At 74.1% G+C, this 8,288-nt stretch carries 2 protein-coding genes; both read left to right on the top strand.

The genetic code is table 11. The annotated features are described in order from the left end of the window. Window positions 1–49: 49 nt before the first annotated feature. A complete protein-coding gene (locus tag AQJ64_RS44575) occupies window positions 50–7,687 on the top strand; it encodes a type I polyketide synthase (protein WP_211286545.1) in 7,638 nt (2,545 codons plus the stop codon). A gap of 58 nt (window positions 7,688–7,745) precedes the next feature. Next, window positions 7,746–8,288 (top strand): beta-ketoacyl synthase N-terminal-like domain-containing protein (locus tag AQJ64_RS44570; protein ID WP_211286544.1); only part of this gene is annotated, 543 nt, incomplete at its 3' end.

Below are 8,288 nucleotides of genomic sequence, written 5' to 3'. Positions count from 1 at the left end.
ACCGGCCGCGCTCGCCGCGCTCGCCGCCCTGTTCACCGCGGGCGCCGATGTGGACTGGCGTGCCGTCCTCCCCGCCGGCGCCGCCCGCGTCGTCGAGCTGCCGACGTATGCCTTCCAGCGGAAGCGGTTCTGGCCGCAGCCGTCGCACAGCCCCGGCGACCTGGCCGCCGCCGGGCTCGACGCGGCCGCGCACCCGCTGCTGGGCGCCGCCGTGGAACTCGCCGACGGGGGAGCGGTGCTGACCGGGCGCCTCTCGCTGAGTTCACACCCGTGGCTGCGGGACCACGACGTCCTGGGCGCGGTGGTCTTCCCGGGTACGGGCTGGGCCGAATTGGCGCTGCGCGCGGGCGACCAGGTGGGGTGCACCCGGGTCGAGGAGTTGACGATCGCGGTGCCGCTGCTGGTGCCGGAGCGGGGCCTGGTCCGCGTGCGGGTCAGCGTCGGTGCGGCCGACGACTCGGGGCGGCGCACCGTGGAGATGCATGCACGCCCCGAGGAAGGCTCGGACGACACCCCGTGGGTGCTGCACGCCGACGGTGTGCTGGCCGCGGACACCGCGGCGGAAGCACACCGCGACGCGCCGTCCGACCTCGTCGCATGGCCGCCGCCGGGCGCCGAGCCCCGCCCCGTGACCGATGTGTACGAGCGGTTCACCGCTGCCGGGCTGGCGTACGGCCCGGTGTTCCAGGGGCTGCGCCGCGTGTGGCGGCGTGGCGAGGAGGTGTTCGCCGAGGTCGCCCTGCCGGAGGAACACGAGGCGCTCGCGGGCCGTTTCGGGGTGCATCCCGCCCTGCTCGACTCCGCCCTGCACGCCGTCCTGTTCGGTCCCCTCGGCGAGGCGGGCGCCGGACGGATGCCGTTCTCGTGGCGCGGGCTGTCGTTGTACGCGGGAGGGGCGCGTGCCCTGCGGGTACGGGTGGTTCCGGCCGGATCCGACGCGGTGTCCCTGTACCTGGCCGACCCGTCCGGCGGCCCGGTCGCCGCCGTCGAGTCGCTGGCGCTGCGCGAGGTGCCCGCCGAAGGGGTGGGCGGTCCAGGCCCGGCCACCCCCGCCGGGACGTACCGGATCGACTGGACTGCGCTGCCCTCCCCGGCCTCGGCTCAGGCCCCCGCCGACGGGCCGGCGCCCGGGGACGGTCGCATGGTGCTGCTGACGGACCAGGCGGCCCCGGAAGACCACCCGACCGCCGGGCACCCCGCCGTCCCCGCCCGTACCCGGGCGGAGCTGACGAGGGCCGTGCACGACGGTGAGCCCGTCCCCGGGACCGTGCTGCTGCCGTGGAGCGGCCCCGCGGACGCCTCGCTGGGCGGTTCCTCCGCCGCGGCCCACGTCGTCACCACCGCCGCGCTCGCCTTCGTACAGGACTGGCTGGCGGCCGACGAACTCGCCGAGGCCCGGCTCGTCGTCGTCACCCGGGGTGCGGTGGCGGTGCGGCCCGAGGAGGAGTCGGATCCGGCGACGGCCGCTCTGTGGGGTCTGGTGCGCTCGGCCCGTACCGAGAACCCCGGCCGCTTCGTGCTGGCCGACCTGGACGGCACTCCCGGATCCTGGGACACCCTGGTCGCACTGCTCGCCGGACCCGATCTCCCCGCCGCCGAGGCCGAACTGGCCGTCCGCGGGAACGAGGTACTCGTTCCGAGGCTGGTCCCCGCACCCTTGTCCGCCTCCGCCTCCGCCTCCGCCTCCACCTCCGCCACCAGCGACGCCGGCCCCGGCGGCGAGGGCGGCACCGTGCGCCTCGCGGACGGCACCGTCCTCGTCACCGGAGGCACCGGCGGCCTGGGCGCCCTGGTCGCACGTCACCTGGTCACCCACCATCGTGTAAGGCACCTGCTCCTGGCGGCCCGGCGCGGACCCGAGGCCCCGGGCGCGGCGGAACTCACAGCCGAACTCACCGGCCTTGGCGCCGACGTCACCGTCGCGGCCTGCGACGTGGCCGACCGGCAGGCACTCGAGAACCTGTTGGCGTCGGTACCGGCCGACCGCCCGCTGACCGGGGTGATCCACACCGCCGGAGTCGTCGACGACGGCGTGCTGACCTCCCTCACCGAGGAACGGCTGCTCACGGTGCTGCGTCCCAAGGCGGACGCGGCCGAACACCTCGACGCGCTCACCCGGGACCTGGACCTGGCCGCGTTCGTGCTCTTCTCCTCGGTCTCCGCCACCTTCGGCGGCGCCGGACAGGCCAACTATGCTGCGGCGAACGCCTACTTGGACGCCATCGCCCGGTGCCGCCGGAACCTCGGCCTGCCCGCGGTCTCGCTCGCCTGGGGCCCCTGGGCACCCGGCGCGGGCATGACCGCCGAGCTCACCGAGGCGGACCTGAACCGTATGGCGCGCGGCGGCGTGCGGCCGCTCGCCGTCGAGCAGGGCCTCGCGGTCCTCGACGCCGTACTCGAGGACGCCGAGCCCTCCTTCCTGCTCCCGGTCAACCTCGACCTCCGTGCGCTGCGCGCACTCTCCGAAACACCCGCCCTGCTGCGGCAACTGGTGTCCGGCCCGGCCCGGCGCACCGCGCACACCGGCGGTCACGGCACCGGCGGCGACGGCCTGCGGAGCCGGCTGGCGGCCCTGCCCCCCGCCGAACGCGAACCGTTCCTGCTGGAGCTGGTCTCCGGTCTGGTGGCCCAGGTACTCGGCCATGCCTCCGCCGCCGACGTGGACCCCGGACAGGCGTTCAGGACCCTCGGCTTCGACTCACTGACCTCGGTCGAACTGCGCAACCGCGTCAACGCGGCGACCGGGCTGCGGTTGCCCGCCACGCTGGTCTTCGACCACCCTTCGCCCGTCGTGCTCGCCCGGCACCTGCTGACCGCCCTCGCCGGTGACGCCGCCGAGGCCCACGGGGCGGCACCGCATGCCTGGAAGGGCATGGACAACGACCCGGTGGTCATCGTGGGCATGGCGTGCCGGTTTCCCGGCGACGTCGAGTCGCCCGAGGACCTCTGGCGACTGGTCAGCGAGGGCGGCGACGCGATCGGCGACTTCCCGACGGACCGCGGCTGGGACCTGGAGGCGCTGTACGACCCCGAGCCCGGCCGACTCGGCCGGACCTATGTCCGCCGGGGCGGTTTCCTCTACGACGCGGCTTCCTTCGACGCCGGACTCTTCGGGATCTCGCCGCGCGAGGCGCTGGCGATGGACCCACAGCAGCGGCTCCTGCTGGAAGTGTCCTGGGAGGTCCTGGAACGGACGGGCATCGACCCGACCTCGCTGCGCGGCAGCCGCACCGGTGTGTTCGCCGGTGTCATGGGGCAGGACTACAACTCCTGCCTGCGCGAGGGCGAGCACGACTCCGACGGCTACCTGCTCACCGGCAACACCAGCAGCGTCCACTCCGGCCGTATCGCCTACACCTTCGGCCTCGAGGGCCCGGCGATGACGGTCGACACCGCGTGCTCCTCCTCCCTGGTCACCCTTCACCTGGCCGCCCAGTCGCTGCGGGCCGGGGAGTGCGATCTCGCCCTGACCGGCGGCGTCATGGTGATGTCCACACCGGACACCTTCGTCGACTTCAGCCAGCAGCGTGGCCTCGCCTCCGACGGCCGCTGCAAGTCCTTCGGGGCCGGCGCCGACGGTACCGCCTGGTCCGAGGGCATCGGCATGCTGGTGCTGGAGCGGTTGTCGGACGCGCGCCGCAACGGTCACCGGGTGCTGGCGGTGGTGGCGGGTTCCGCGGTCAACCAGGACGGCGCCTCCAACGGTCTGACGGCGCCCAACGGTCCCTCCCAGGAGCGCGTCATCCGGCAGGCGCTGGCGGGTGCCGGGCTGAAGGCGGCCGATGTGGACGCGGTGGAGGCGCATGGCACGGGTACCCCGTTGGGTGATCCGATCGAGGCGCAGGCGCTGCTGGCGACCTACGGTCAGGAGCGTGAAGAGCCGCTGCTTCTGGGCTCGTTGAAGTCGAACATCGGTCACACGCAGGCGGCGGCCGGTGTGGGTGGTGTGATCAAGATGGTGATGGCGATGCGGCACGGTGTCCTGCCGCGCACCCTGCACGCCGACGAGCCGTCGCCGTTCGTCGACTGGGCGGCCGGCCACATCACCCTGCTGACGGAGAACGTGGAGTGGCCGGAGCCGCAGGGCCGTCCCCGGCGGGCCGGCGTGTCGTCCTTCGGCATCAGCGGCACCAACGCCCACGTCATCATCGAGCAGTCCCCCGATCCCCTCCCCACGCTCCCCGACACGGGCCCCGAACCGGCCACGGCAGCCGACGAGCTGCCGCTCACCCCGATCACGCTGTCCGCCGCGTCCGAGGGTGCCCTGCGCGGCCAGGCCGAACGGCTGTGGGCCCAGGTCGACGCCGACCCCGGACTGCGCCTGAGCGACCTGGGCCTCTCGGCGTCCCTCCGCCCCTGGCTGGAGCACCGCGCCACAGTCCTGGCCGCCGACCGCGCCGCACTGCTGCGCGGACTGCGCGCACTGGCGATCGGCGAGCACGACGCCTCCGTGATCACTGGCACGCCCGGCCGCTCGGGCCGACGGCTCGCCTTCCTGTTCGCCGGGCAGGGCTCGCAACGACTCGGCATGGGAAGGGAGTTGTACGAGGTCTACCCGGCGTTCGCCGAGGCCTTCGATGCCGTGGATGCGGAACTCCCCTTTGCCCTGCGGGAGGTGGTGTTCGGTGAGGATGCCGAGCGTTTGAACCGTACGGAGTTCGCGCAGCCCGCTCTCTTCGCGCTGGAAGTGGCGTTGTTCCGGTTGCTGGAGTCGTGGGGTGTGCGCCCGGATGTGCTGGCGGGTCACTCCATCGGTGAGATCGCGGCGGCGCATGTGGCCGGGGTGTGGTCGCTGGCGGACGCGTGCCGTCTGGTGGTGGCGCGGGGCCGGCTGATGCAGGCGCTGCCTGAGGGTGGTGCGATGGTGGCGCTCCAGGCGTCCGAGGAGGAGGTGCTGCCGCTGCTCGGTGTCGGGGTGGGTATCGCGGCGGTCAACGGGCCGCGGGCGGTGGTCGTTTCGGGTGCCGTCGAAGCCGTCGAGGAGATCGCGGACCACTTCCGCGGCCAGGGCCGCAAGGTCACGGCGCTGCGGGTGAGCCATGCCTTCCACTCCCCGCTGATGGAACCGATGCTGGACGAGTTCCGCACGGTGGCCGAGTCCCTGTCGTATGAGCAGCCGCGGACACCGATCGTCTCGACCGTCACGGGGGCCGCGGCCACCGCCGAGGAGCTGACCTCGCCGGACTACTGGGTGGAGCACGTGCGTCGGCCGGTGCGGTTCGCCGATGCGGTGCGGTGTCTGGATGTGCAGGGGGTGTCGCGGTTCGTGGAGCTGGGTGCGGACGGGACCCTGACCGCGCTGGCGCAGAGCGGTCTCGAAGGTGAGGACCGGGGTGTTCTGCTGACCCCGACCCTGCGCAAGGACCGCACCGAGGCCCACTCGCTCCTCTCCGCGGTCGCGGGGCTGCATCTGCACGGCGGGCAGGTGGACTGGCGCGCCCTCTACGCCCCGACCGGGGCGACCGTGGTGGACCTGCCGACCTACGCCTTCGAACGCGAGCGTTTCTGGCCCGACGGCGCCAGGCTGGGCGGCCCGTCCGCGGTGGGCGCCTCCGGCCGCGCGGACGCCGGGTTCTGGACGGCCGTCGAGCGGGGCGACGCCCGTACACTGGCCGACTCGCTCGGGGTGGCCCAGGACACACTGGACGGGCTGTTGCCGGCGCTGTCGTCGTGGTGGCGGGGACAGCAGGAGCAGTCCAGGGTCGACGACTGGCTCTACGCCATGAACTGGCGACCGCTCGGTGCGGTGTCCGGCGGTGCGCTGCCGGGACGCTGGCTGGCCGTGCTGCCCGCCGCGCTGCGGGAGGACGCGTGGAGCGATGCCGTGCTGGAGGGGCTGGCCGCGTACGGGGCCGAGCTCGTACCGGTCGTGTACGAGCCCGGCACCGACCGGGCCGCGCTGGCCACGCTCCTGACCTCGGCGGCGGCGGACGATCCGGTCGCCGGTGTCCTGTCCTTCCTGGCGCTGTCCGGGCCGCAGGACGAGCACACCGCCGACGGTGGGGCGGACGCCGGTGATGGTGTTCCGGTCGGCCCCGCCGCCACCGCCGTACTCGTACAGGCGCTGGGCGACGCCGGCATCGCCGGCCCGCTGTGGGCACTGACCAGGGGCGCGGTCTCGGTGAACCGGTCCGACCTGGCGCCCGACCCGGCGCAGGGCGCGGTGTGGGGACTGGGCCGGGTCGCGGCGCTGGAGCACCCGGAGGGCTGGGGCGGTCTGGTCGACCTTCCCCGCCTCGTCGACCGGCGGACCACGGGCCGCCTCGTCGGCGTGCTCCTGGGCCGCTCGGGAGAGGACCAGGTGGCGATCCGGGGGACCGGTGTCCTCGGGCGGAGGATCGGCCGCACGGCAGCCGGTGACCTCGGCGCGGCCTGGCGTCCCTCGGGCACCGTGCTGATCACGGGCGGTACGGGTGCGCTGGGCGCCCGGGTGGCCCGCTGGGCCGCCGCGCGGGGAGCCGAGCACCTCGTCCTGGTCAGCCGGCGCGGCCTCGACGCACCCGGCGCACCAGATCTGCGCGACGAACTCACGGCCTCGGGCGTACGGGTGACCGTGGCCGCCTGTGACGCGGCGGACCGGGACGCGCTCGCCGCGCTGCTGGCCGAGCACCCCGTGGACGCGGTGGTGCACACGGCGGGCGTCCTCGACGACGGGCTCGTGGAGGCGCTCACCCCGGAGCGCTTCGCGGCCGTCCTGCGCGCCAAGGCCGTCGCGGCCCGCAACCTCGACGTGCTGACGCGTGACCGGGAGCTGTCGGCGTTCGTGCTGTTCTCCTCCTTCGCGGGCTCCGTCGGCTCGCCGGGCCAGGGCAACTACGCCGCCGCCAACGCCTACCTGGACACCCTCGCCGAGCGGCGCAGGGCGGCCGGGCTTCCGGCCACGTCCGTGGCGTGGGGACCGTGGGCGCAGGACGGCATGGCGGCCGACGGCGGTGTCGAGGAGTATCTGCGCCGCCGGGGCCTGACCGGACTGGACCCCGAGCCGGCGCTGGGGGCGATGGAGCGACTGGTGGGCGCCGGCGAACCGGCCGCCGTCGTGGCGCGGGTCGACTGGACGCGCTTCGCCCCCGCCTTCACCGCCGGGCGGGGTACCGCCCTGCTGGGGGAGATACCGGAGGCCGACGCCGCGCTGCGGGACGCCGCGTCCGGAGCGGACGCGGACGCGCTGCGGCAGCGGCTCGCCGGACTGGGCGCCGACGAACGGTCAGCGGTTCTCGTGCAGTTGGTGCGGGAGCAGGCCGCCGTGGTTCTGGGACACGCCAGGTCCGAAGCGGTGGATCCGGGCCGGGCGTTCCGGGAAGCCGGATTCGACTCGCTGACCGCGGTGGAGCTGCGCAACCGGCTCGGCGCCGCCAGCGGGCTCCGGCTGCCGGCGACCCTGGTGTTCGACTACCCGGCGCCCGTGGACATCGCCCGGTACCTGGAGGGCGAACTCGTCGGCCCGGACGGTGACCCGGCCGCGGGGTCCGGGCTCGTCGCCGAGATCGACCGACTGGCGGGGGTCCTCGCGGCCCAGGCCGCGGCCGGCGGCGAGGCCGGCCCGGAGATCACGGCGAAGCTGCGGGGACTGCTGGCGACATGGACCGGCACCGACGCCGCCGACGAGACGGACGACGCGATCGCGGAACTGGACGGGGCGACGGACGACGAGATGTTCGACCTGATCGACAAGGAACTCGGGATCTGACCATCCGGCCCTGGGCGACGGGTCCGTTCACGGCTTTTTCGCGAGGAAGTGGAGCACGATGGCGAGCAATGAAGAGAAGCTGCGGGACTACCTGAAAAGGGTGACGGCGGACCTCCGCCAGACCCGCAAGCGTCTTCATGACGTCGAGACGAACCGCCAGGAGCCCGTCGCGATCGTCGGCCTGGGCTGCCGCTTTCCCGGAGGAGCGGACACGCCCGAGGAGTTCTGGCGGCTGCTCACGGAGGGCCGTGACACCGTCGCGGACTTCCCGGCCGACCGTGGCTGGGACCTCGACGGCGTCTTCGACTCGGCGGGCGGCATCGGCACCACGTACGCCCGCCAGGGAGCCTTCCTCTACGACGCGCCGCTGTTCGACTCCACGTTCTTCGGCATATCGCCCCGCGAGGCCACGACCATGGACCCCCAGCAGCGCCTGCTGCTGGAGACCTCCTGGGAGGCACTGGAACGCTCCGGCATCGACCCGGCCACGCTGCGCGGCAGCCGCACCGGCGTGTTCACCGGCACCAACGGCCAGGACTACCTCGCGCTCATGCTCAACCGGCCTGAGGAGTCCGACGGCCACCTGACCACCGGCATCACC

The organism is Streptomyces griseoruber (assembly GCF_001514205.1).
Lineage (GTDB): Bacteria > Actinomycetota > Actinomycetes > Streptomycetales > Streptomycetaceae > Streptomyces > Streptomyces griseoruber.
This window is presented reverse-complemented; position numbering and strand designations above follow the sequence as displayed.